The following is a 22,671-nucleotide window of genomic DNA, read 5'->3' as shown; positions in this document are numbered from 1 at the left end:
GCGGAGCAGCTTCTCCGGGGAGAGACATCGTGGCCGTCACGCCAGATCTGACCAATAATGATTCCATTGCCCGAGAGGGCGCCGGGGAGCATGTCGATGCTCCCGAACTGCGCTTGTTCGTCATGGGGCTGTTCTTCATCTTCGGCGGCATCACATCGCTCAACGACGTGATCATTCCGAAGCTGAAGGAACTGTTCACGCTGAACTATACGCAGGCGATGCTCGTGCAGTTCTGCTTCTTCACGGCTTATCTTCTGATCGGGATTCCCGGCGCGAAGCTGGTCAAGAAGATCGGCTATATGCGCGGCGCGGTCGCAGGGCTTTTGACGATGATGGTCGGCTGCCTGCTCTTCATCCCGGCGTCGCGGACCGCGACCTACGGCCTCTTCCTGCTCGCGCTCTTCGTCCTCGCGAGCGGCGTGGTCATCGTTCAGGTCGTCGCCAATCCGCTGATCTCGCTGCTCGGCAAGCCCGAGACCGCGCACAGCCGCCTGACCTTCGCGCAGGCGTTCAATTCGCTTGGCACGACGATCTTTCCGATCGCGGGGTCGGCGCTGATCCTCGGCAGCCTGGCAAAAGTGAGCGCCGACCAGCTGTCGGGCGCCGAACTCGATGCCTATCGGACGGCCGAGAGCCAGGCGATCGTCCACGGTTATCTCGGTATCGCGGTCGCGCTGGCGGTGGTGGCGGGAGCGGTGTGGCTGTTCCGCAACCGTCTGCAGGGCGAGAAGCATGAGGCGAGCGCAGGGCTGACGGGATTCGACCTCCTCAAACGGCCGCGCTTCGGTTTCGGGGCGCTCTGCATCTTCCTTTATGTCGGCGCGGAAGTGTCGATCGGCTCGCTGATCGTCAGCTACCTCATGCAACCGGGCGTGATGGGACTGCAGGAACAGGCCGCTGGCAAGCTTATCGGCCTTTATTGGGGCGGCGCGATGATCGGCCGCTTCATCGGCTCGGCGGTGATGCGCGTCATCAGCCCCGGCAAGCTGCTTGCGTGCGTCGCGGTCGGTGCGATCACCCTGATCCTGATCTCGATCGGCACAACGGGCAGCGTGTCGGGTTACAGCCTACTCGCCATCGGCCTGATGAACTCGATCATGTTCCCGACGATCTTCAGCCTCGCGTCCGAAAGGCTCGGGCCGCGCGCGGCCGACGGATCGGGGATCATCAATGTCGCGATCTTCGGCGGCGCGGTCGTTCCGCTTGCGACCGGTGCGCTTGCCGACCTCACGGGGCACCTCGGCTTCGCGCTGTTGCTGCCCGCCGCCTGCTACGCGATCATCGCTGCCTTCGGCGTGTATGCCCGGCGGCCGGCGCCGGACCTCGCGGATCGCACCGCCTGACCCGAAAAGGGGGACCCGCCCACCCGAAAGGGGGGGGGGCGGGTTTCGGGTTCGCGGCGATCCGTTTCCGTCTGTTCGACCAGGCCGCAGCGGGGCGCAGGATTCATCGCCTTTCCGCGCCGCGCTTTGCTATCAGGGCCGGCGCGCACGAAGGAGACACGCCATGGCTCAAGGCACCGCCCGCATCGGCAAGGACAAATATCGCACCCAGATCAGCGTCGGCGGCCGCGACATCGTCGCCGACGAGCCGCCCGCGCTCGGCGGGCAGGGCGCGGGGTTCGCGCCCTATGACCTGCTGCTCGCCAGCCTTGGCGCCTGCACCGCGATAACGCTGCGCATGTATGCCGACCGCAAGGGCTGGCCGATGGAGTCGCTCGAAGTCGCGCTGCGGCTGCACGGGGTCGAGGAAAAAAGGATCGACCGCACGCTGACGATCGCCGGTCTGGACGACGAGCAGCGGGCGCGGATGGCCGATATTGCCGAGCGCACGCCGGTGACGCTGACGCTCAAGAACGGCCTGCCGATCGATACGCGTCTCGCCTGACGGACGATAGCGCGCAGGGCCGCCCGCAAGGCATCGTTTACGCGGCCTTTACCACTCTTGTTGCATGACATCCGGCGATGTTTGCGACTGGGGACATGTGATGGACAGCTTGCGCGGACTGCTTTCGGGCAGCCACGACCAGGACGATGGCGCGATCGACGCGCCGCCGGTGGTCGGGGTCGACGAACGGCGGATGCAGGTCAGGGCCTATAATTACTGGGCTTCGCTGCTGGCCGACCGCGCCTATCCGTCGGTCGAGGATGTCGACCTCGAGGGCGCCGATTTCGGGCCGCACGCGGTGCTGCTCGACTTCACCACCGGCATCGAGAATCCGGGCATTTCCTTCCTTGGCGAAAAGCTGCGCGAGGAATCGGAGATCGGCGAGGACGTGCACTATATCAACCAGATCCCCGGCCGCTCGCTGCTGTCGCGGCTGACCGACCATTATCTCCAGATCATCGCCAACCGCGCGCCGATCGGCTTCGAGGCCGAGTTCGTCAACGATCGCGGCGTGACCATCATGTATCGCGGCATACTGCTGCCCTTCTCGTCCGACGACGACACGATCGATTTCATCATGGGCGTCATCAACTGGAAGGAGGGCGTTCCCGCCGAGCAGGAAGCCGAACTGCAACTTTCGGTCGAGCAGGCGCTGCGCACCGCCGCGCCGCTGACCGCGCCGGTTCCGGTATGGGCCGATGGTCCCGATTCCGAGCATATCGACGAAGGCGCGGCGCCCGGCTTCGCGGCGCTTGGCGACGAGGACGAGATGTTGCTGACCGAGACCGCCGACGAAGACGTCCCCGTCTCCGCCGATCCCGGCACCGACGCCGAACTCGCCGACTGGCTGGCGCTCGCGCGCGAGACCGCCGAGCGCGCGATCGCCGCCGACAGCCGCAGTCGCTCCGCGCTCTATCAGGCGGTGGGCAAGGCGTGGGACTTCGCGCTCGCGGCCGAGGCCCAGCCCGAAGCCTTTGCAGAGATGCTGGAGGACGCCGGGCTGCAGGCGCAGGACCGCGCGCCGATGACCCCTGTCGTCAAGCTCGTGTTCGGGGCGAATTACGACAAGACTCGGCTTGCCGAATATGCCTGTGTGCTTGGGCACGCGAAGGAAGAGGGCGTGGCACGCGGCGAACTCGCTGCCTATCTCGACCGCTATCCGGGCGGCCTCAAGGGACTGGTCAAGGACGCGCGCGCGCGTCGCAAACCCGAAGGTGACGCCTCCGACAAGGGCGAGGATGCGGTCGAGGCACTCCGCCGCGCGCATCCCGCGCTGATCCTCGAACATGATGCGGGCGAGGCCGAGTTCGTCGTGCTGATCGCGCGCGCGATGCCGGGCGGGCATATCGGTATCGTCGCCAAGGCGGCCGACGATCCGGCGCTGATCGCCAGGCTCGCGAAAAAGGCGATCGCGATCACGTCGTAAAATTGCGGGACGGGACGGGGGTGGAGGTGCGGAATGCGCAACCTTCATCGCCGGGAGGATCGCCGCCGGGCCGTCTTCGCAAGTCCGCGTAATAGATAATCCGAAAATTGAAATTATTTTACGCGGGCGCTCGACAAGGTCTTGAGCCGCGCGCGCCACAGGCGCATAGGAGGGCCCTGCAAACGGGCTGGCCGAATCCCCCGCAGAGGCCCGCCCTTCTTGGTTCGGGATGCTGCCCCCTATGACTTCCACCCTGTCCGACGCCGCCGAAGCCGAAGCCTCGCCGGCCCTGCAAGTGCCGGCAAAATTTTCCAAGGCTTTCGCCGCCGCGCTGCACGGTAGTGCGCTTCCTGGCGAGGGCGAAGACCTCGATACCAAGGCGCTGGCGGCGGCGGGCGAATTTGCGGGGCGAGCCGCGCTGGAGCGGAGCGAAGGCAAGCCCTCGCTGCTTCTCGAACCGGTGGTCGCCGACGGCACCGACCGGCGGATGCGCCTTGTCGTCGTCAACGACGACATGCCTTTCCTCGTCGATTCGACCTCGCAGATCGTCGGCGCGCAGGGCCTCGCGATTCACCGCATTCTTCACCCCGTCGTGTCGGTCGACCGCGATGCGAAGGGCAGGCTGACCGGCGTGGGGACGGGCGACGATCGGGAATCGGTCATCTATATGGAACTCGAACGCGGCGATGCGCGCGCGCGCCGCCGCTTGCTCGATGCGCTCGAAGCCGCGCTCGCCGACGTGCGTGCCGCGGTGACCGACTGGAAAGCGATGCGCGCCGCGATGCTCGCCGACGCGGCGATGCGTGCCGACGGCGAAGCCGCCGAACTGCTGCGCTGGTTCGAGGGCGGCGCGATGACGCAACTCGGCCACGAATGGCGTACCCGCGATGGTGCGGTTCAGGACGCGCTCGGCATTTCGACGTCGCGTACCGAGCAGCTGTTGTCGCAGACCGCGCTCGACGCCGCTTTCGACTATTTCGACAAGGGTCATTCCTCGCCGCTGCTGATCAAGTCGAACCGCTTGTCGTCGGTACATCGCCGCGTGTTGCTCGACCTCGTCATCGTCCCGGAATTCAAGGGCAAGAAGGTCGAGCGCCTGTCGATCCATGCGGGCCTGTGGACCAGCGCCGCGCTGTCGACGCCGCCCGCGAAGGTGCCGATGCTGCGCGCGCAGCTCGACGCGCTGATGGCGAAATTCGGCTTCGACCCGGCGGGGCACGCGGGCAAGGCGCTCGCGCACGCGCTGACCGCGTTGCCGCACGACCTACTGATCGCCTTCGATAGCGCCGCACTCGAGGATCTGGTGCTCACCTCGATGTCGATCACCGACCGCCCGCGGCCAAAGATTGTCGCGGTGCGCAGTGCGCTCGGCCGTCACCTGTTCGTTTTCGTCTGGTTGCCGCGCGACGAGGTATCGACCGGCCGCCGCAAGGATGTCGAGGCGATGCTGGTGCGCGCGGCGAAGGCCGGCGTGATCAACTGGACGATGGTGCTGGAAGACGGGGGCGCGGCGCTGATGCGCTTCACGCTCGACCTGCGCGGCGAGGGCGTCGTTCCCGATACCGACGCGCTCAATGCCCAGCTCGAACAGATGGTGCGCGGCTGGCTGCCCGAGGTCGAGGCGGCGCTCGCGCGCCATGGCGACGCTGGCCGCGCGGCGGCGCTTGCTGCGCGCTTCGCGCCGCTGTTCCCCGCGAATTATCGCAACAGCTACAGCCCCGAGGAGGCGGCGCTCGATATCCTCCAGCTTCGCGATCTCGACGCGGACCGTCCGCGCGGGGTCCAGATCGTCCGTCAGACTCTCGACGGCGACGACGAGCTGCGGCTGAAGGTGTACAGCGCCGCTGGACCGCTCGCGCTTTCGGATGTCGTCCCCGCGCTCGAACATTTCGGCTTCGAGGTGCTCGAGGAAATCCCGACCGAGGTCGCGCGCGCGCATGGCGAAGGCGATGATGGCCGGTCGGCCTTCATCCACGACTTCTCGCTGCGCCTGCCTCCGTCGGTCGACGAACTCGGGCTGCTTCCCTTTGCCGAGGTCATCGAAACTGCGATTGCCGCGGTGCTCGACGGCAAGGCGGAGAATGACGCGTTCAACCAGCTCGTCCTCGTCAGCCAGACCGATCCGCAGGCGATCGTGTGGCTTCGCGCCTGGTTCCGCTACCTGCGTCAGGGCGGCGCGAGCTATGGCATGGACACCGTCGTTGCGGCGCTCCGTCATGCGCCGGCGCTCACGTCTGCGCTGATCGACCGCTTCCGGGCGCTCCACGATCCGAAGGCGAAGGACGGCGCGCGCGCCGAGGCGCTCGAAGCCGATATCGTTGCGGGTTTCGCCGACATCCAGTCTATCGACGACGACCGCATCCTGCGGCTGTTCCATGCCGTGATCAGCGCGACGCTGCGCACCAACGCTTTCGCGCCCGCTGCGGCCGAGGCGCTGGCATTCAAGATCGACAGCGCCCTTGTTCCCGGCCTGCCCAAGCCGCTGCCGTGGCGCGAAATCTGGGTGTACAGCCCGCGCGTCGAGGGCATTCACCTGCGCGCCGGCCCGGTCGCGCGCGGCGGGCTGCGCTGGTCCGATCGCCGCGACGACTTCCGCACCGAAATTCTCGGACTGATGAAAGCACAGCGCGTGAAGAACGCCGTGATCGTGCCGACCGGCGCGAAGGGCGGCTTCTATCCGAAGGCCTTGCCGAGCGCGGCCGAGGACCGCGATGCGTGGTTCGCCGAAGGCACCGAATGCTATCGCATCTTCATCCGCTCGCTCCTGTCGATTACCGACAACCTCGTCGGCGGCAAGGTCGTGCATCCGAAGGGCGTCGTCGTCCGCGACGGCGAGGATCCCTATTTCGTCGTGGCGGCCGACAAGGGCACCGCGACCTTCTCTGACGTCGCCAACGCGCTCGCGATGGAGCGCGACTTCTGGCTCGGCGACGCTTTCGCGAGCGGCGGCTCGAAGGGCTACGACCACAAGGCGATGGGGATCACCGCGAAGGGTGCGTGGGTTTCGGTCCAGCGCCACTTTGCCGAATTGGGCGTCGACGTGCAGACCGACAGCATCCGCGTCGTCGGCTGCGGCGACATGTCGGGCGACGTGTTCGGCAACGGCATGCTGCTATCGAAGGCGATCCAGCTCGTCGCGGCGTTCGACCACCGCCACATCTTCCTCGATCCCAATCCCGATCCGGCGAAAAGCTGGAAGGAACGCGAACGCATGTTCAATCTCCCGCGGTCGAGCTGGGAAGATTATGACAAAAAGCTGATCTCGAAGGGCGGCGGTGTCTTCCCGCGCAGCCAGAAGAGCATCCCGCTGACCCCCGAGGTGCAGGCCGCGCTCGGCCTGTCGGTGAGCGAAATCGACCCCGGCTCCTTGATCTCGGCGATCCTGAAGGCGCCCGCCGACCTCCTCTGGTTCGGCGGCATCGGCACCTATGTGAAGGCCGCAAGTCAAAATAATGCCGAGGTCGGCGACCCCGCGAACGACGCGCTGCGCGTCGATGCCGAGGATCTGCGCGTCCGCGCGGTGGGCGAGGGCGCGAACCTCGGTGTCACGCAGGCCGCACGCATCGCCTTCTCGGCGAGGGGCGGGCGGATCAACACCGACTTCATCGACAACAGCGCGGGCGTCGACTGCTCGGATAACGAGGTCAACATCAAGATCGCGCTCAACCGCGAGATGGCCGAAGGGCGCCTGCCGCAGGAGGCGCGCGACGCGCTGCTCGTGCGGATGACCGACGATGTGTCGGCGCTGGTGCTCGAGGACAACCGCTTGCAGGCGCTCGCGCTGTCGATCGCCGAAAAGGGCGGCGCGGCGGCGGTGCCCTCGCTCGTGCGGATCATGGAGAATTTCGAGGCGACGGGCCGGCTCGACCGCAAGGTCGAAGGGCTCGCCGCGAACGACGAACTGCTCCGCCGCTCGGCCGAAGGACGCGGCTTCACGCGCCCCGAACTTGCGGTGCTGCTCTCGACCGCGAAGCTCGCGCTGCAGGATGCGATCGAGGACAGCGAATTGCCGAACGATCCCGCACTCGGAAGCGATCTGGCGGCGGCCTTCCCGGCCGAAATGCAGCGGGATTTTCCGCAGGCGATCGCCGATCACCAGCTGCGCCGCGAGATCATCGCGACCAAGCTCGCGAACCGGATGATCAACCGCATGGGGGTCGCTCATCCCTTCGAGCTCGTCGAAGAGGAAGGCTGTTCGCTCGGCGACGTCGCGGCGGCGTTCGTCGCGGTCGAACGGCTGCTCGGGATGGACGAAATCTGGTCGGCGCTCGACAGTGCGAAGATCGACGAGAGCATCCGCCTCTCGCTCTTCAGCCAGGCGGCGTCGGCGATGACCTCGCAGATGGCCGACCTGCTGCGCGTGACATCGACGCTCGCACAGCCGGGACCGGTCGTTGCGCGGCTCGAACCCGGCGTCGAGCGCCTGATGAGCGGCGTCGACAGCCTGCTCAGTCCATCGGTGCGGCGCCAGTGGGACATGCTGGCGCAGCAATTGCTCGACGCGGGCGCGCCGGAGACATTGACCTCGGCGGTCGTGCGGCTGTTCAAGACCGACGGCGCCATCGGCATCGTCGACCTTGCGGCACGGCGCGGGGATGATGAGGTGGCGGTGACGCACGCCTTCACCCACCTCGGCGAAGCGCTGGGTCTCGACTGGGCGCAGACGCTCGCTGCGCATATGAGCCCCGCCGATCCGTGGGAACGCCTGCTCGTCAACAGCCTCGCGCGCGATTTCCAGCAGATGCGCCTGACCTTCCTTGCCGGGTTGCCGAAGGGCGACCTCGACGCGGCGGTGATCAAATGGCTCGCCGACAACAGCCAGCGCGTCGCGCAATTCCGGGCCACCGTCGATCGCGCGCGGATGATCCCGAATCCGAACGGCGCGATGCTGTCGCATATCGCGGGGCAGGCACGCGGGTTGTTGGGGCGGTAATGCCGTTCCAGCCCCGCGTCGCAATCCTCGTCCCGACGCCTGACTATTACGAGAAGTGGCAGCCCGCCTTTGCACGCAAGGCGGCTGCTCTCACCGCTGTCGGCCTGATCGTCGAACAGCGCGTGTGGACCGATCCGGGCGACTTGTCGGGATACGACCTGATCCTGCCGCTCTTCGCGTGGGGCTATCAGCGCGATGTCGCGGTCTGGTACGCGCTGCTCGACCGGTTGGAATCCGAAGCCCTGCCGGTGGTCAATCCGGTACCGGTGCTGCGCTGGAACAGCGACAAGGCCTATCTCGCCGAACTGGGCGCGAAGGGCGTCGCGGTGGTGCCGACGATCGAGGTCGCCGCGCTCGACGACGCAGTTCTCGCTGCCGCGCGCGCCGAGCTCGATGCCGAAGAGGTCGTGATCAAGCCCGCGATCTCGGGCGGCGCCGACGGCACGCACCGCATCGCGGCGGGCGCGGCTGTTCCCGCCGACGCGCTCGGACAGCGCCGGCTCGTCCAGCCCCTGATGCCCGGCATCCTGACCGAGGGCGAATATTCGCTCTTCTTCTTCGACGGCCAGTTCAGCCACGCGATCGTCAAGCGCCCCGCCTCGGGCGACTTTCGCGTGCAGGAACAGTTCGGCGGGTGCGAGAGCGACTGGGATGCGAGCGCGGAGGCGCAGGCGCTTGCCGCCGCTGCGCTCGCCGCCGCACCCGCGCCCCCCGTCTATGCGCGCGTCGACATGGTCGGCGATGCGACGGGCAAGCTCCACATCATGGAGTTGGAGCTGATCGAGCCGTCACTGTTCCTCCACCATGCGCCCGACAGCGGGGCGGCGTTCGGCAGGGCGATCTACGCCGCGATCTAGTCAGTCCGCCGGTTCCGCCACAGCCATTGCCGGATCGCCGACGTCAGGTTCGGCGGATCCTCCGCCTCCATTCGTTCGACATCAATCCGCGCGACCAACGCGTTCACCGGCAACGACCGGCGCGTAGCCGCTTCCTCCAAAGCCTCCCAGAATATCGGCTCGAGGCTGATCGACGTCGGGTGACCGGCGATGGTGATCGAGCGTTTGACGGGCGGATGCAATCCCGCCCGCTCAATACATATGCTGGCCGCCGTTGATCGACATCGTCGATCCGGTGACGAAGCCCGCATCCTCGCTGCACAGGAAGGCAACGCCGCGGGCGATTTCCTCGGCGTGGCCGAGGCGGCCGACGGGGATCTTCGCGACGATCTTTTCGAGCACGGGCGCGGGCACTGCGGCGACCATGTCGGTGTCGATATAGCCGGGGGCGATCGCGTTCACCGTCACGCCCTTCTTCGCGCCCTCTTGCGCAAGCGCCTTGGTGAAGCCGTGGATGCCCGATTTCGCCGCGGCATAGTTGACCTGACCATATTGGCCCGCCTGCCCATTGATCGATCCGATGTTGACGATGCGGCCCCAGCCGCGCTCGACCATGCCGGGGAAGGTCGCCTTCGCCATGTTGAAGCAGCCGCCGAGGTTGACGCGCATCACATCGTCCCAGTCGCAATATTGCATCCGCGCAAGGGTGCCGTCGCGGGTGATGCCGGCGTTGTTGACGACGATGTCGATCGGGCCGACTTCTTCTGCGATCTGCGCGCAGCTGTCGAGGCATGCCTGATGGTCGCCGACGTCCCATTTATAGGCGGGGATCCCGGTGCGCGCGGTGAACTCGCGCGCCTTTTCGTCGTTGCCGCAGTAATTGGCGACGACAGTGGCGCCCATATCCTTCAGCGCGAGGCTGATCGCCTCCCCGATGCCGCGGCTCCCGCCTGTGACGACTGCGATACGTGCCATGTTCCCGGTCTCCCAAATGTTCTCGGTCCCATGCTTAAGGTGCGCGCGCGCACCCCGCAAGATGACCGTAACGTCAATCAGGCGACAATTCGGGCAGACTGTCCAATCAGTTGCAGGCGATCGCGCGGAGCTGTGTGAAATCGCCACTCGCGAGGTCGGCCTTGCGCATCGCGAGGACGAGATGGCCGCCATCGCGGTGCGCGAGTCCGAGCAGCGCGCTCGCCGGGAGTTCGAGTATCACGACGTCGAATTCGTCATTGAAGCCGGGGGCATGACGCGACGGAAAGCCGCCGATCAATGCGGTTTCGTCCGCCGCCATGGCCTGCCAAACAGGTTCGAAAAAGGCACGCGCAGGAGCCGACAGCCGGTCGGGGTTCGTCGACCAGGCGTGCTTGGCGTGATCGAACAGCACCAGCCGGAAGTCGTCGACCCACAGGTCGCTGTCGGGGCGGCGACGGGTGAGCGGAAGCGTCAGCGTCTCGACCTGGTCCTCGCCGCTTTCGGGGTTCGAGGTTGCGGTGACGCCGGTCCAGCGGATCGCATGCAGCGCCGCCATGACTGCGGTCGCGTCGGACGGCGCGAAGCTCGCGCCGGGGGTGGCGCTTTCGTGGATGATCGCAATGATCTCGGCCAGCTTGGCCTGCGCCTCGCGATTGCTCGCCGCGGCGTCGGCGATCGCTTCCACCAGCTCGTCGTTCGCATCCGGGGGAGCTGCGCCATCGGTCGGTGCTGCCATGACATGGCTTTCGAGAATGTCGGCCATTGCCAGCATGGTCGGCCAGTCGAAAGGATGGAAAGCCGGATCGCCGATATCATAGTCGGCGGCGAACAGCGCCTCAATCGCGGCTCGGCCGGTGCCAGCCGTCGCCACGGACGCCTCGGCGGTGACCGCGTCGACGGGCCATTCTGGAAAGGCGCGTACGGCGAGTGGCGCAAGCGTTGCCGATGCGAGGCCCCATGGGCGGAAATAGGCCGGGCCGGGCGGGTGCGGCGGATCGTGCGGCACGCCGTCTTCGACGAGGTGCAGTGCCATGACCGCACCGGTATCCGGATTGGCGAAGAAGGCGAGCGACCCCGAACGCGGGCCGAGCCCGTCCCACAAGCCGGCCGGGAGGTCGGTGCAGGCAATCTGGGCGAGGAAATCGCCGTCGCGCCCGTCGACCTTTGGCCAGCCGGCACCGGCAGGCAGATACGGCCGCCCGCCGAGCCAGTGCTTGCGCAAGATGACGTCGCGCGGCGGAAACTGCGGAACCAGCCGCACGGTCGGGCCGGTTGGAACGGCGGCAAGAGGTGCGGGTGGCTCATGCGTTGGTTCAGCGAATTCGGTCTCGTGTGCCTGCGCCTCAACTTCGGTGGCGAGAGCCTGAAGAATCCGCTCGTCGATGACAGGGGCCGCGGCTTCGGTTGCGGGTTCGGTCACCGGCTCGAGCGCGGCTGCGGGTTCGATGGCGGCCAAGGGCTCCTCAGCGGCCTCGAATGGCGAAGCTTCTTCGCGCACCTCGGCGGCGACGGCCTCCGCTTCGACCGCTTCGACCGGCTCTTCGAGTGGCTCGTAGACCGGCCGCTTGCTGATGCGTGCGAGCCGCCAGGGCGCGATTTCGACCGGTTCGAATTCAATCTCGGGTTTGCGCGACAGGCGCGGCAGGCGCGCCTCGAACGCCAGGCTCGGCAATTTGGGCATCCGTGGTGCGGCGGTCACGGGGCGTGGATTGCGCTTCCGGTAGACCGCATAGACGACAAACAGAAAGGCGAGCGTAAAGCCCGCGAGGATCAGTGCCGCCTGAGTCAGATCGCTCATGATGTTCCTTCCAACGCGCGATCCCGGCCCCGCGCGGATCGACCCTAGCGAGCGGACCTAAACAGGAGGTAAGCGTCGGAAAAATCAGCGCCAGCCGGCCAGCTCGCGGCGAACCAGCGTTTCGAGCATTGCCATGCCGGGCGCACTGTCGTTGAGGCAGGGCAGATAGGCGAAATTCTGGCCGCCGGCCGCGACGAACTGCTCGCGGCCGCGGATCGCGATTTCCTCCAGCGTTTCGAGGCAGTCGGCGGCAAAGCCGGGCGCGAATATCGCGACGTTACGTCCTTCGCGGCCCAGCCGTTCGAGCGTCACGTCTGTTGCGGGCTCCAGCCATTTGGCGCGGCCGAAGCGCGACTGGAACGCGACTTCGACCGGGCGGCCGATCGCTTCCGACAGCAAGCGTGCGGTTTTTCGGCATTGGCAATGATAGGGGTCGCCAAGCCGGAGCGTGCGCTCGGGCATCCCATGGAAACTCGCGATGATTGTGTCCGGCACGAAGTCGAGCGCCTCCAGCCCCTGCTCCAGCGACGTTTGGAGGGCCTCGATATAGGCCGCCGCGTCGGGATAAGGCGGCAGGAAGCGGAGGGTCGGCTGCCAGCGAAGCGTTGCAAGATGAGCATTGGCGGCGTCGACCACCGTCGCGGTGGTTGCAGCGCAATATTGAGGATAGAGCGGCGCCACGAGGATACGGCGGCACCCTTCGGCCATCAGCGCGTCGATCGCGGGGGCGATCGCGGGCTGGCCGTATCGCATCGCATGGGCGACGCTGATATCGTCTCCCAAGAGGCGCTGCAGCGCTTCGGTCTGTCGCTTCGTGATCGCGGCAAGCGGCGATCCCTGTTCGGTCCAGACCTGCGCATAGGCATGGGCCGACTTCCGGGGACGCACGGCCAGAATGACGCCGCGCAGGATCGGTTGCCAGAGCAGGGCCGGAATTTCGACCACGCGCCGGTCGGAAAGGAACTGGGCGAGGTAACGGCGGACCGCCGGTGCCGTCGGGGCGTCGGGCGTGCCGAGATTGACCAGCAGCACGCCGACGCGCGCGTCGGGAACCGCCGGATGATCGTCGGGGCGTCTCGTCATGCGGGGTTCGCCGAGAGTGGAAGCCGGCGGATGCGGCGACCGGTCGCGGCGGCGATGGCGTTGGCGATCGCGGGTGCGACGACGGGAACGCCGATCTCGCCAAGCCCGCCGGGGTCGCGGTCGCTGTCGACGAATTCGACGATGATCTCGGGCGATTGCGACAGGCGCGGCAAGCCGAGTTGGCCGAGCTTGCGCGCGGTGGCGATCCCGCCCGCATAGTCGGTCGTCGCGCCGGTCGCGGCGGCAAGGCCGAAGATCAGCCCGCCCTCGACCTGCTGGCGTGCGACCGCGGGGTTCACGAGGCGGCCGGCGTCGACCACGGCGACGAGCTGCTGCACCTGCAATCCGTTTTCGCTCGGCCGCGCGGTTGCCATCAGCGCGATGTGACTACCGCGCATCGAATGGCAGGCCAGGCCCTGCGCGGTGCCCGCGACGCCGCCTTCCCAGCCGCCGAGGCTGGTCGCGGTGAGCAGGCAGCGCGCGAGCAGCGGCGATCCTCCGAGCATCGCGACGCGATAGGAGAGCGCATCGGACCCGGAGCGCGCCGCCATCTCGTCGATGAAACACTCGGTGAAGAAGGCCGTGTAGCTGTCGGCGTTGCCGCGCCAGCGGCCGGTCGGCAGGCCGATGTCGGCGGGGCAATGATCGACCGCGAAATGGCGGATGTCATAGGTGCTGAGTGCGCCCTCGACCGAGACCGCGTCGGGCGTACCGGCCGCTTCGCGCTGCGCAACGTCGGCAGGCGTGCCGTCGAACAGCCGCGCGCGAAACTCGTGGTTCGTCGCTGGCACCGCGATGCGCGCGACGAGTGCGTCGATCCCGCCCGCCGCGTCAAGCGTCGCAGTCATCTTTGCGCGAGCGGGCGCGCGCGGGATATCTCGCATAATCTCCTCGGCGCGCGACCACGCGAGCTGCACCGGTCGTTCGATCTGGAGCGCGATGATCGCGGCCTGCACCGCGACGCTGTGATCGAGGCAGGCGTCAAACGATCCGCCCGCCATCATCGGGAACAGCGTGACCTCGGATGGGGCAAGCCCGGTCGCGCGGGCGATCGCGTCCCGGCACTGCGCTGGCGCCTGCGTCGCGACCCAGACGCGCACATGCCCGCGATCGGGCGCGGCGGTCGCGGTGCGCGTCTCGATCGGCGCATGGAGCGCGGGCGCGACGGCATAGTGCGCCGAAATTTTCGTGCGCGCCTCCATCGCGGCGCCGACGTCGCCCTGCTGGCGGATGCGGAAGCCGTCCTCCTTTAGTGCGGCCTTCAGCGCCTTGTCGACACGCGTCGTCGAAACCGGCGGGCCATTCGTTTCGAACACCGGGGCAAAGCGGTCGAGCGCGCGGTTTGCCGCCCACCAGTTGCGCGCGACGGTTGCGAGCCACCGCTCATGCTCGACGATATGCAGCAGGCCGGGCGATTTCATCCCCGCCTTGCGGTCGATGCTCTTGAGGCGAGTCGCGCCGAGCGGGCCTTGCCGGATCGCCGCGAACACCATGTCGGGCAGGCGGATGTCGCCGGCATAGTTCGCCGAACCGTCGACCTTTGCCGGCAGGTCGAGCCGCGTCAGTTCCTTGCCATAGAGCGGATCGGCGACGGGCGCGCGATAGACGGGTTCGGGGGGCGGCTCGAGCGCGGCGGCGCCGGCCGCGACCTCGGCGAAGCGGAGTTTTTTCTTGCCGTGGATGACGAAGCCGTCCTGCGTGTCGCATTCCTGCCAGTCGGCGTCCCAGCGCCGCGCCGCCTCCATCATCAGCAGCGCGCGCGCCTGCGCCGCGGCGGCGCGGCACGGCCCCTCGAACATGCGAACCGAGGACGAGTTGGCGGTCAGCATCACCGCATGGCGCACCGCCCATTCGCGGCGTGCCCAGCTTCGTACATCGGCGACGAAATCGGGAACGAGGCTGCGCGGCATGAAGGTACCGCTGTCCTCGTCGACGAGCAGCGTGTTGGCGTAAAGCGGGCTGATCGGCGCGCTCTCGACCGCGATCGTGCGCCAGTCGGCTCCGAGTTCATCGGCCATGATCTGCGGCAGCAGCGTCGTGACGCCCTGGCCCATCTCGCATTGCGGGACGATCGCGCCGATATGGCCGTCGTCGCCGATCTTCAGGAAGGCGTTGAAGACATGCTCGCCCTCGGCGGCGGTGAGGTTGGTATCGTAGCTGCGCGGCCAGACCGACCAGGCAAGCGCAAGCCCGCCTGCGGCGGTCGCGCCGACCAGAAAGGAACGACGGCTGACGTGCGGCAGGCGCGACCTGTTTTGCCCCACTTTGTCCCTGATGCCGGTCATGCCCGCTGCTGATAGTCAGCCCCGGGAATCGGCGCAAAGAAAATCAGCGCAAGAGCCCGAGGCGGGGAATTTCGATCTTGGGGCAGCGGTCCATCACGACGGCGAGCCCCGCGTCGTTCGCACGCCGCGCCGCTTCCTGATCGATCACCCCGATCTGCAACCACACCGCCTTCGCGCCGTGGACGATCGCTTCGTCGACGGCGGCGCCGGCCTCCGCGCTGTTGCGGAAGATGTCGACGATCTCGGCGGGGGGTTCGACATCGGCGAGCGTTGCGACGACCGGCGCGCCGTGGATCGTTTTGCCGGCGTGGCCGGGGTTGACCGCGATCACATCATGGCCCTGGCTGATGAGGAAGGCGAGCACCTCGTTCGACGCGCGCGCGGGGTTGGGCGAGGCGCCGACGACCGCAATGCGGCGCGGCTGGCCCAGCAACTCGCGGATTTCGCCTTCGTCGTTGATCGCCATCATTTGCCCTTTCGTGCCGCGAGCCAGTCGGCGACCTTCGCCGCTATCGCGTGGAACGGCTCGCCCTGCGGATCGGTTCCGGCCGCCGGCGGCACCCCGCCGTCGCTCGCGAGGCGGATGCCCATCGACAGCGGGATGCGGCCGAGGAAGTCGAGCCCCATCACCTTCGCCGCCGCCTCGGCGCCGCCGCTGCCGAACGGGTCGCTGACCTCGCCGCAATGCGGGCAGGCATAGCCCGCCATATTCTCGACGAGCCCGATCAGCGGCACATCGGCCTGCTCGAAGAATCCGATTGCGCGCGTCGCGTCCATCAGCGCCAGATCCTGCGGGGTCGAGACGATCACCGCGCCCGCGGGCTTGTGCTTCTGGATCATCGTGAGCTGCACGTCGCCGGTGCCGGGAGGCAGGTCGACGATCAGCGTGTCGATATCGCCCCAGCTCGCGTCGATCAGCTGTTCGAGCGCGCGCCCCGCCATCGGGCCGCGCCACGCGATCGCCTGCCCCGGCGCGGCGATCTGGCCGGTCGAGAGCATGGGAACGCCATAAGCGTTGGGGACGGGTGCGAGCTTCGATCCGCGTGCTTCGGGCTTCACGCCTTCGCTGTCCATCAGGCGCGGCTGCGAGGGGCCATAAATGTCGGCATCGACCAGCCCGACTTTCACGCCGCGCCGCTGCAGCGCGACGGCGAGATTGGCGGCGAGGGTCGATTTGCCGACACCGCCCTTGCCGCTGCCGACCGCGATGATCGTCAGCCCCTTGCGTTCGGCGGTCATCGCGACGCGCACCGACGTGACGCCCGGCTTCGTCATCAGGCCGGCGCGCAGCTTGTCCTCGAGCGGTTTGCGCTCGTCCTCGGCAAGTCCCGTCACGTCGAGGACGATCGCGAGCGTGCCGTTTTCGTCGAGGAAGCGGAGGCCCGAGGTGCGGCCGCCGCTGAGGTCGGTCGCGATGCTGGCGAGGGGAGCAGTGTCGGTCATGTCCGCGCGAGATAGGCATGGCGCGGGGGATTGCCAGCCATTTTCACTTGCCCCCCTGTTATTCGCGCTGGTCATCCCTATAAAAGCAGGCATGACGAACGAAAATGAAGGCAGCATGGGAGGCCGCAGCCCGGGGGGTGTGCGGCAATTTTTCCACCAGATCAGCCTGATGGCGAACAGCCCCTGGGGTAGCGGCCCCAAGGGCGACAAGGGTGGAAAAGACGGCGACGGCGACCGCACGGGGCCGCGCAATCCGTGGGTGACCCCCGATCCCGCCGATCCCGCGCGCGGGCGCAAGCCGCGCGGCCCCTCGGCGCTCGACGAGTTGCTGCGCAAGGGGCGCGGCAGCTTCGGCGGCGGCGGTTCGGGCGGTTCCGGCGGCGGCTTCAATCTCGGCGATTCGGCGGGCCTGTGGAAATGGGGCGTCGGCGCGCTGGTTGTCGCCTGGTTCCTCTTTTCCTCCTTCCACATCGTCCCGCCCGAAAAAGAGGGCGTGGTGACGCAGCTCGGCAGCTATTCGCGCACCGTCGGGCCGGGCGTGAAACTCACCTGGCCGGCGCCGATCGAGCGTATCCGCCTCGAAGACGTCCGCGCGATTCGCACGATGCAGATCGGATCGCCGAACGCGACCGACGAGAATTTCGTGCTCACCCGCGACCAGAGCATCGTCGATCTCGCCTATGAGGTCCGCTGGTCGATCCGCGATCCGGAGCTTTACATCTTCCAGCTCGCCGACCCCGACGGGACGATCCGCGAGGTCGCCGAAAGCGCGATGCGCGCGACCGTCGCCAATTTCGACCTCGTCCAGGCGATCGGCCCCGGGCGCGTCGAGATCGAACGGCAGGTGCAGCTGCGGATGCAGGATCTGCTCAACCAGTATCGCGCCGGCGTGACGATCCAGGGCATCGCGATCCGTCAGGCCGACCCGCCGAGCCAGGTCGACGAGGCGTTCAAGGAAGTGACCGCGGCGCGCCAGAAGCGCGAATCGGACATCAACCTCGCGCGCGCCTATCAACAGCAAGTGCTCGAACGCGCGCGCGGCGACACTGCGGCGTTCGACAAGATTTATGAACAGTACAAGCTTGCGCCGGACGTGACCCGCAAGCGCCTTTACTATGAAACGATGGAGGGCGTGCTGTCGAATACCGACAAGACGATCGTCGAGGCGCGAGGGGTAACCCCCTATCTGCCGCTGAATGAAGTCCAGCGGCGCGTCGCCCCGGCTCCCGAAGCGACGACCAAGGGAGGCCAGTGATGTTCGAAGGTCTCACCCGTCATCCCATGCGCTGGCTCGTCGGCGCGCTCGCGCTGCTCGTGATCCTGTCGCAGACCGTCTCGATCGTGCGCGAGGACCAGCAGGCGCTGATCCTGCGTTTCGGCGAAATCGAGCGCACCGTGAACCGCTACAGGCCGAAGGAAGAATTCGGTCGCTCGGGCGCCGGCCTTGCGCTGCGCATCCCCTTCTTCGAGAGCATCCAGTATATCGACAAGCGCATCCTCGGCATCAACATGGAGCGCCAGCAGGTGCTCTCGACCGACCAGCAGCGCTTGCAGGTCGATGCCTTCGCGCGCTTCCGCATCACCAATCCGGTGCGGATGTACACCGCGATCCGCACCGAGGAGCGGCTGCAGCAGCAGCTCGCGACCATCCTCGGGTCGTCGCTGCGCAACGAGCTCGGCAAGCGGACCTTTGCGACCTTGCTGTCGCCCGAACGCGGGGCGGTGATGGACAATATCCAGGTCGCGCTGAACCGCGAGGCGAACAAATATGGCGCCGAAATCATCGACGTCCGCATCAAGCGCGCCGACCTGCCCGAGGGCGCAACGCTCGAGGCGGCGTACAACCGGATGCGGACCGCGCGCGAGCAGGAAGCGATCACGATCCGCGCCGAGGGGCAGAAGGAAGCGCAGATCATCCGCGGTACCGCCGACGGCGAGGCCGCGCGCATCTATGCCGCGAGCTTCGGCAAGGATCCGGAATTCTATGATTTCTATCGCGCGATGCAGAGCTACCGGCAGACCTTCCTCGGTGAAACCAACCAGGGCGGGACGTCGGTGATCCTGTCGCCCGATAACGAGTATCTGCGCCACTTCCGCGGCGGCTGATCCTGAAAATTGGGGCATGAACGGAACCTGCAGGCTCCGTTCATGTTCAAACACCGTTCAGCCTGCGGTGCGCAGATAGCGCCGTGCCGGGGTTGGAATTATTCGCAAGAGAAAAGGAATTGCGATCGTGCGTTATGTTTATGGCATCACTTCGGCCCTGCTGGTGGGCGGTACCGCGCTGGCGCTGGTCACCCAGTCGCCCGTGATCGCGCAGGTTGCGCAGAACGAGCGCAGCGAGATTGCCAAGGCTGTGCCGCGCGCCGGCGCTCCCGAAAGCTTCGCCGACCTCGTCGAACAGCTCCAGCCTGCGGTGGTCAATATCTCGACCAAGCAGGAAGTCACGCTCGGCGTCCGGCTCGATCCCTTCGCCGGGACGCGCGAGCCGGTGACGCAGGAGCAGCAGGGCGGCGGCTCGGGCTTCCTGATCTCCGACGACGGCTATATCGTCACCAACAACCATGTCGTCACCGGCGGCCCGCGCGGCGAGGCGGTGAACCAGGTCACGGTCACGCTGACCAACGGCAAAGAGTATAAGGCGACGATCGTCGGGCGCGATGTGCAGTCGGACCTTGCGCTGCTCAAGATCAGCGCGACCGGCCTGCCCTTCGTGAAATTTGCCGATTCGAGCCGCGCGCGTGTCGGCGACTGGGTCGTCGCGATCGGTAACCCGCTTGGGCTCGGCTCGACGGTGACCGCGGGGATCATCTCGGCGGTGCAGCGCAACCTTGGCCAGGGCGGCGCCTATGACCGCTTCATCCAGACCGATACCGCGATCAACCGCGGCAACTCGGGCGGCCCGCTGTTCGACCTGCATGGCAATGTCGTCGGTATCAACAACATGCTGATCTCGCCCGTCGGCGCGAACATCGGCGTCAATTTCGCGATCCCGGCCGAAGCGGCGATCCCGGTGATCAACGCGCTTAAGGCGGGCGAGAAGATCCAGCGCGGCTATCTCGGCATCAGCATCGCGCCGGTCGACGAGGATCTGGCGGCGGCGCTCGGCCTGCCCAAGGATCGCGGCGAATTCGTCCAGCGCGTCGAGGACGATGGCGCGGCGGCGAAGGCCGGGCTCAAGCGCGGCGACGTCGTGACCAAGGTCGACGGCAAGGAGGTCACACCCTCGCAGACGCTGTCGTACATCGTCGCCAACACCAAGCCCGGCTCGCGCATCCCGCTCGAGGTCGTGCGCGACGGCAAGACGGTGACGCTCTACGCCGTCGTCGCGACGCGCCCGCCCGAGGACCAGCTCGCGGGCGCGAATTTCGACCCCGAGGACGATCAGGCAGTGCCCGAGGATCCGAAGGGAACCGCCGACACTGCGGTCCAGAACGAGCTTGGCCTGTCGGTTCAGACGCTCACCGCCGACATCGCGCGCGCGGTCGGGGTCGATGTCGGCACCAAGGGTCTGGTGATCGGTGCCGCGTCGGCGAACAGCGATGCCGGTCGCAAGGGGCTGCGCCGCGGCGACGTGATCGTCACCGCCAACCGCGTGCCTGTGACGACGAGCGAAGCGCTCGCCAAGGTGGTCGCGGACGCGAAGAAGGCGGGCCGCGACGCGGTTCTGCTCGAAATTCTGCGCCGCGGCGGGCCGTCGCAGTTCATCGCGATCCGCCTCAAGCCCTGAGGCCTCTTCCAACACGGGAACAGGGGCGCCGCGACCTTCGGGTCCGGCGCCCTTTTTGTTGCCTGCGACGGCATATGTTCCTATTATGTTCCATCGATACGAGTCGGGAGATGGAACGATGATCGGATATGTGACGCTGGGAACGAACGACCTTGCCCGCGCGGCGGTATTTTACGACGCGATCGCGGGCGAACTGGGTGTGCCGCGGATGATGGAATATGACGGCTTCATCGCGTGGGGCAAGGAGGGCGGCGGGGCCGGAATCGGCCTGACGAAGCCCTTCGACGGCAATGCCGCAAGCGTCGGCAATGGCGTGATGGTGGCGCTCGAGGCGAAGGATGAGGCGCAGGTGCAGCGGCTCTACGACATCGCGCTCGCCAACGGCGGCACCTGCGAAGGCCCTCCCGGACCGCGCGGAGAGGGCTTTTACGCGGGCTATTTCCGCGACCCCGACGGGAACAAGCTCAACGCCTTCGTCATGGGGTGACGGCTGCGTCGATGGCTGATTTGGGTGGGGAGCGGATGGTGCGTTAACCCGCGCCCCCGCGAAGGCGGGAGCCCCTAGCCGCCTTGCTCGGCCGCGCCGCGTAAATCGAGGGCGGCCCCGCCTTGGCGGGGGCGACGGCTGGTTTCACCCGAACCCTGCGCCTCACCCCGCATAGGCATCGCGGAGCTCGCGCTTCAACACTTTGCCGATCGCGCTGCGCGGCAATTCGTCGACGACGGTGATCCCGCTCAGCCGCTGCGTCTTGCCGACCTTCGCATTGCAGTCGGCCCGCACGCTTTCCGCATCCGCACCGGGCGTCAGCAAGACGAAGGCGACCGGGGTCTCACCCCATTCCTCGCTCGGCATCCCGACGACCGCCGCCTCGACGACGCGCTCGTCGGCGAGCAGGATCGCTTCGAGATCGCTCGGAAAGATGTTGAACCCGCCCGAGATGATCATGTCCTTGGCGCGGTCCATCAGGGTCAGGAAGCCGTCCTCGTCGATCCGCCCGATGTCGCCGTGGCGATAGAAGAGATTCCCGTCGGCGTCGTACCAGTGCATCGCCCTGGTCGCGTCGGGGCGGTTGTTGTAGCCCGTCATCATCGCCGGCGAGCGGCCGACGACCTCGCCGACCGACCCCTGCGGCAGCTCGTTGCCGTCCTCGTCGATCACCTTGGCGACATGCCCCGGCGCGGGCTTGCCGACGGTGTGGAGCTTGTCGGGGAATTGATGCGCTTCGAGGATGAAGGCCGCGCCGCCCTCGGTCATGCCATAGATTTCGACGAGCCCGCCCGGCCAGCGTTTGAGCACCTCTGCCTTGAGCGCCGCGGGGAAAGGCGCCGACGTGCAATATTTCACGACGAAGCTCGACAGATCGAAGCGGTCGAAATCCTCCAGCGCCATGATGCGGCGATATTGCACCGGCACCAGCATGGTGTTCGTCGCGCGCTCGCGCTCGGCAAGCTCCAGAAAGCCGCGCGCGTCGAATTTCTTCATCAGCACGACCTGCCCGCCCGACCCGACGGTCGGCAGGAAACTCGCCATTGTCGTGTTCGAATAGAGCGGCGTCGACAGGATCGTCACCGCTTGCGCGCCATAGGCGGGCTTGCCGCGCTGGATATGCTGCCAGCGCATCGCATGGCTGTGGACGATGCCCTTGGGCGTACCGGTCGTCCCCGACGAATAGATGATGTTGAAGCCGTCGAGCGGATCGATCGCGACCGGTTCGGGCTTCGCGCCGTCGGGCGCCATCCAGGCCTCCAGCGGCGCGCCGACGGTGCTGCCGTCCATCGCGATCCGGTCTGTCGCCGTGACATGCTGGCCTTCGAGGCTCGCCGACGCGGCGGCATCGAGGAACAGGTGGCGCGCCCCGGTGTCGGCGATCATTGCCGCCATCTGCTCGCCCGTCGCGCTGTTGGTGATCAGCCCCGCGACGCCGCCGGCGCGCAGCGTCGCGAGGATGACCGCCATCTGCTCGACGCTGTTGAGGCCCGCGATCGCGGTGCGATCGCCCTTGGCGAAGCCGTCGGCCTGCAGCCGCGCCGCGATGCGGTCCATCATTGCGTCCAGTTCGGACCAGCTCAGCCGCCGCACTGGATCGGCTGCGGCTATGGCATTCGGGCGCTCGGTCGCATGTGCGCGGACGAGGTCGGGCAGGGTGGCGAAGTCGCTATCGAGCATCTCGTGACTGGTCATGGCGACGGAGTTAGCACAGCGGGGGCGGCGCGCAACGTCGGCGGGGGCGGGCATGCGCGCCGCCCCCGCTGTGCTAACTCCGTCGCCATGACC

Annotated in this window: 17 protein-coding genes; 9 read left to right on the top strand and 8 right to left on the bottom strand. The window is 67.2% G+C overall.

From position 1 onward, the window contains the following. Positions 1 to 29: 29 nt before the first annotated feature. From ATE64_RS15225 to ATE64_RS15205, 5 genes are all read left to right on the top strand, one after another. A complete protein-coding gene (locus ATE64_RS15225; protein ID WP_058457052.1) occupies positions 30 to 1,343 on the top strand; it encodes a sugar MFS transporter in 1,314 nt (437 codons plus the stop codon). Between the two features lie 163 nt (positions 1,344 to 1,506). Beyond that, positions 1,507 to 1,887, top strand: coding sequence for an OsmC family protein (locus tag ATE64_RS15220; protein WP_058457051.1), 381 nt, complete (start codon positions 1,507 to 1,509; stop codon positions 1,885 to 1,887). 100 nt (positions 1,888 to 1,987) lie between these two features. Then, positions 1,988 to 3,313, top strand: coding sequence for a hypothetical protein (locus ATE64_RS15215; RefSeq protein ID WP_058457050.1), 1,326 nt, complete (start codon positions 1,988 to 1,990; stop codon positions 3,311 to 3,313). Positions 3,314 to 3,554: 241 nt separating this feature from the next. Beyond that, entirely contained in the window at positions 3,555 to 8,246 is a 4,692-nt protein-coding gene (locus tag ATE64_RS15210) for an NAD-glutamate dehydrogenase domain-containing protein (RefSeq protein WP_082657869.1), read from the top strand. Continuing rightward, positions 8,246 to 9,103, top strand: coding sequence for a hypothetical protein (locus ATE64_RS15205; protein WP_058457049.1), 858 nt, complete (start codon positions 8,246 to 8,248; stop codon positions 9,101 to 9,103). The genes ATE64_RS15210 and ATE64_RS15205 overlap by 1 nt, the downstream gene beginning before the upstream one ends. On the opposite strand, the gene ATE64_RS15200 is transcribed toward ATE64_RS15205, so the two are convergent. From ATE64_RS15200 to ATE64_RS15170, 7 genes are all read right to left on the bottom strand, one after another. After that, positions 9,100 to 9,345, bottom strand: a complete 246-nt coding sequence (locus ATE64_RS15200) for a ribbon-helix-helix domain-containing protein (protein WP_058457075.1) — start codon at positions 9,343 to 9,345, stop codon at positions 9,100 to 9,102. The genes ATE64_RS15205 and ATE64_RS15200 overlap by 4 nt on opposite strands. Beyond that, a complete protein-coding gene (gene phbB / locus ATE64_RS15195; protein ID WP_058457048.1) occupies positions 9,335 to 10,057 on the bottom strand; it encodes an acetoacetyl-CoA reductase in 723 nt (240 codons plus the stop codon). Before phbB ends, ATE64_RS15200 begins: the two co-directional genes overlap by 11 nt. A gap of 106 nt (positions 10,058 to 10,163) precedes the next feature. Further along, positions 10,164 to 11,855, bottom strand: coding sequence for a DUF1963 domain-containing protein (locus tag ATE64_RS15190; protein ID WP_058457047.1), 1,692 nt, complete (start codon positions 11,853 to 11,855; stop codon positions 10,164 to 10,166). Between the two features lie 84 nt (positions 11,856 to 11,939). Beyond that, positions 11,940 to 12,938, bottom strand: coding sequence for a ferrochelatase (hemH, locus tag ATE64_RS15185; RefSeq protein ID WP_058457046.1), 999 nt, complete (start codon positions 12,936 to 12,938; stop codon positions 11,940 to 11,942). Further along, entirely contained in the window at positions 12,935 to 15,223 is a 2,289-nt protein-coding gene (locus ATE64_RS15180) for a molybdopterin cofactor-binding domain-containing protein (protein WP_058457045.1), read from the bottom strand. Before ATE64_RS15180 ends, hemH begins: the two co-directional genes overlap by 4 nt. Before the next feature lie 43 nt (positions 15,224 to 15,266). Further along, a complete protein-coding gene (locus tag ATE64_RS15175; protein ID WP_058457074.1) occupies positions 15,267 to 15,689 on the bottom strand; it encodes a CoA-binding protein in 423 nt (140 codons plus the stop codon). Next, positions 15,689 to 16,666 (bottom strand): Mrp/NBP35 family ATP-binding protein, encoded by a 978-nt coding sequence (locus tag ATE64_RS15170; RefSeq protein ID WP_058457044.1) that lies wholly within the window; start codon positions 16,664 to 16,666, stop codon positions 15,689 to 15,691. Before ATE64_RS15170 ends, ATE64_RS15175 begins: the two co-directional genes overlap by 1 nt. A 91-nt stretch (positions 16,667 to 16,757) precedes the next feature. On the opposite strand from ATE64_RS15170, the gene ATE64_RS15165 reads away from it, so the two are divergent. The 4 genes from ATE64_RS15165 (at position 16,758) to ATE64_RS15150 (ending at position 20,883) form a co-directional block, all read left to right on the top strand. Continuing rightward, on the top strand, positions 16,758 to 17,921 hold the full coding sequence (locus tag ATE64_RS15165; RefSeq protein WP_082657865.1) for a protease modulator HflK: 1,164 nt from the start codon (positions 16,758 to 16,760) through the stop codon (positions 17,919 to 17,921). Beyond that, positions 17,921 to 18,772, top strand: a complete 852-nt coding sequence (locus ATE64_RS15160; protein WP_058457043.1) for a protease modulator HflC — start codon at positions 17,921 to 17,923, stop codon at positions 18,770 to 18,772. Before ATE64_RS15165 ends, ATE64_RS15160 begins: the two co-directional genes overlap by 1 nt. Before the next feature lie 127 nt (positions 18,773 to 18,899). Continuing rightward, positions 18,900 to 20,396: a trypsin-like peptidase domain-containing protein gene (locus tag ATE64_RS15155; RefSeq protein WP_058457042.1), complete on the top strand. Its 1,497-nt coding sequence runs from the start codon at positions 18,900 to 18,902 to the stop codon at positions 20,394 to 20,396. Positions 20,397 to 20,514: 118 nt separating this feature from the next. Continuing rightward, a complete protein-coding gene (locus tag ATE64_RS15150; RefSeq protein ID WP_058457041.1) occupies positions 20,515 to 20,883 on the top strand; it encodes a VOC family protein in 369 nt (122 codons plus the stop codon). A gap of 162 nt (positions 20,884 to 21,045) precedes the next feature. On the opposite strand, the gene ATE64_RS15145 is transcribed toward ATE64_RS15150, so the two are convergent. Continuing rightward, positions 21,046 to 22,578, bottom strand: coding sequence for a class I adenylate-forming enzyme family protein (locus ATE64_RS15145; RefSeq protein ID WP_058457040.1), 1,533 nt, complete (start codon positions 22,576 to 22,578; stop codon positions 21,046 to 21,048). Between the last annotated feature and the right edge of the window lie 93 nt (positions 22,579 to 22,671).

Origin of the sequence: Sphingopyxis sp. H073 (assembly GCF_001468395.1) — a bacterium.
Classification (GTDB): Bacteria; Pseudomonadota; Alphaproteobacteria; order Sphingomonadales; family Sphingomonadaceae; genus Sphingopyxis.
Note: the sequence above shows the minus strand (reverse complement) of the source record. Positions and strands in the feature narration are given on the sequence as shown.

Excerpts from the sequence above, each read along its gene's own strand:
- ATE64_RS15215 (WP_058457050.1), top strand. The coding sequence starts at position 1,988 with ATGGACAGCTTGCGCGGACTGCTTTCGGGCAGCCACGACCAGGACGAT.
- ATE64_RS15190 (WP_058457047.1), bottom strand. The coding sequence starts at position 11,855 with ATGAGCGATCTGACTCAGGCGGCACTGATCCTCGCGGGCTTTACGCTC.
- ATE64_RS15160 (WP_058457043.1), top strand. The coding sequence starts at position 17,921 with ATGTTCGAAGGTCTCACCCGTCATCCCATGCGCTGGCTCGTCGGCGCG.
- ATE64_RS15165 (WP_082657865.1), top strand. The coding sequence starts at position 16,758 with ATGACGAACGAAAATGAAGGCAGCATGGGAGGCCGCAGCCCGGGGGGT.
- ATE64_RS15180 (WP_058457045.1), bottom strand. The coding sequence starts at position 15,223 with ATGACCGGCATCAGGGACAAAGTGGGGCAAAACAGGTCGCGCCTGCCG.
- ATE64_RS15175 (WP_058457074.1), bottom strand. The coding sequence starts at position 15,689 with ATGGCGATCAACGACGAAGGCGAAATCCGCGAGTTGCTGGGCCAGCCG.
- ATE64_RS15145 (WP_058457040.1), bottom strand. The coding sequence starts at position 22,578 with ATGACCAGTCACGAGATGCTCGATAGCGACTTCGCCACCCTGCCCGAC.
- phbB (WP_058457048.1), bottom strand. The coding sequence starts at position 10,057 with ATGGCACGTATCGCAGTCGTCACAGGCGGGAGCCGCGGCATCGGGGAG.
- ATE64_RS15220 (WP_058457051.1), top strand. The coding sequence starts at position 1,507 with ATGGCTCAAGGCACCGCCCGCATCGGCAAGGACAAATATCGCACCCAG.
- ATE64_RS15205 (WP_058457049.1), top strand. The coding sequence starts at position 8,246 with ATGCCGTTCCAGCCCCGCGTCGCAATCCTCGTCCCGACGCCTGACTAT.
- ATE64_RS15150 (WP_058457041.1), top strand. The coding sequence starts at position 20,515 with ATGATCGGATATGTGACGCTGGGAACGAACGACCTTGCCCGCGCGGCG.
- ATE64_RS15210 (WP_082657869.1), top strand. The coding sequence starts at position 3,555 with ATGACTTCCACCCTGTCCGACGCCGCCGAAGCCGAAGCCTCGCCGGCC.
- hemH (WP_058457046.1), bottom strand. The coding sequence starts at position 12,938 with ATGACGAGACGCCCCGACGATCATCCGGCGGTTCCCGACGCGCGCGTC.
- ATE64_RS15170 (WP_058457044.1), bottom strand. The coding sequence starts at position 16,666 with ATGACCGACACTGCTCCCCTCGCCAGCATCGCGACCGACCTCAGCGGC.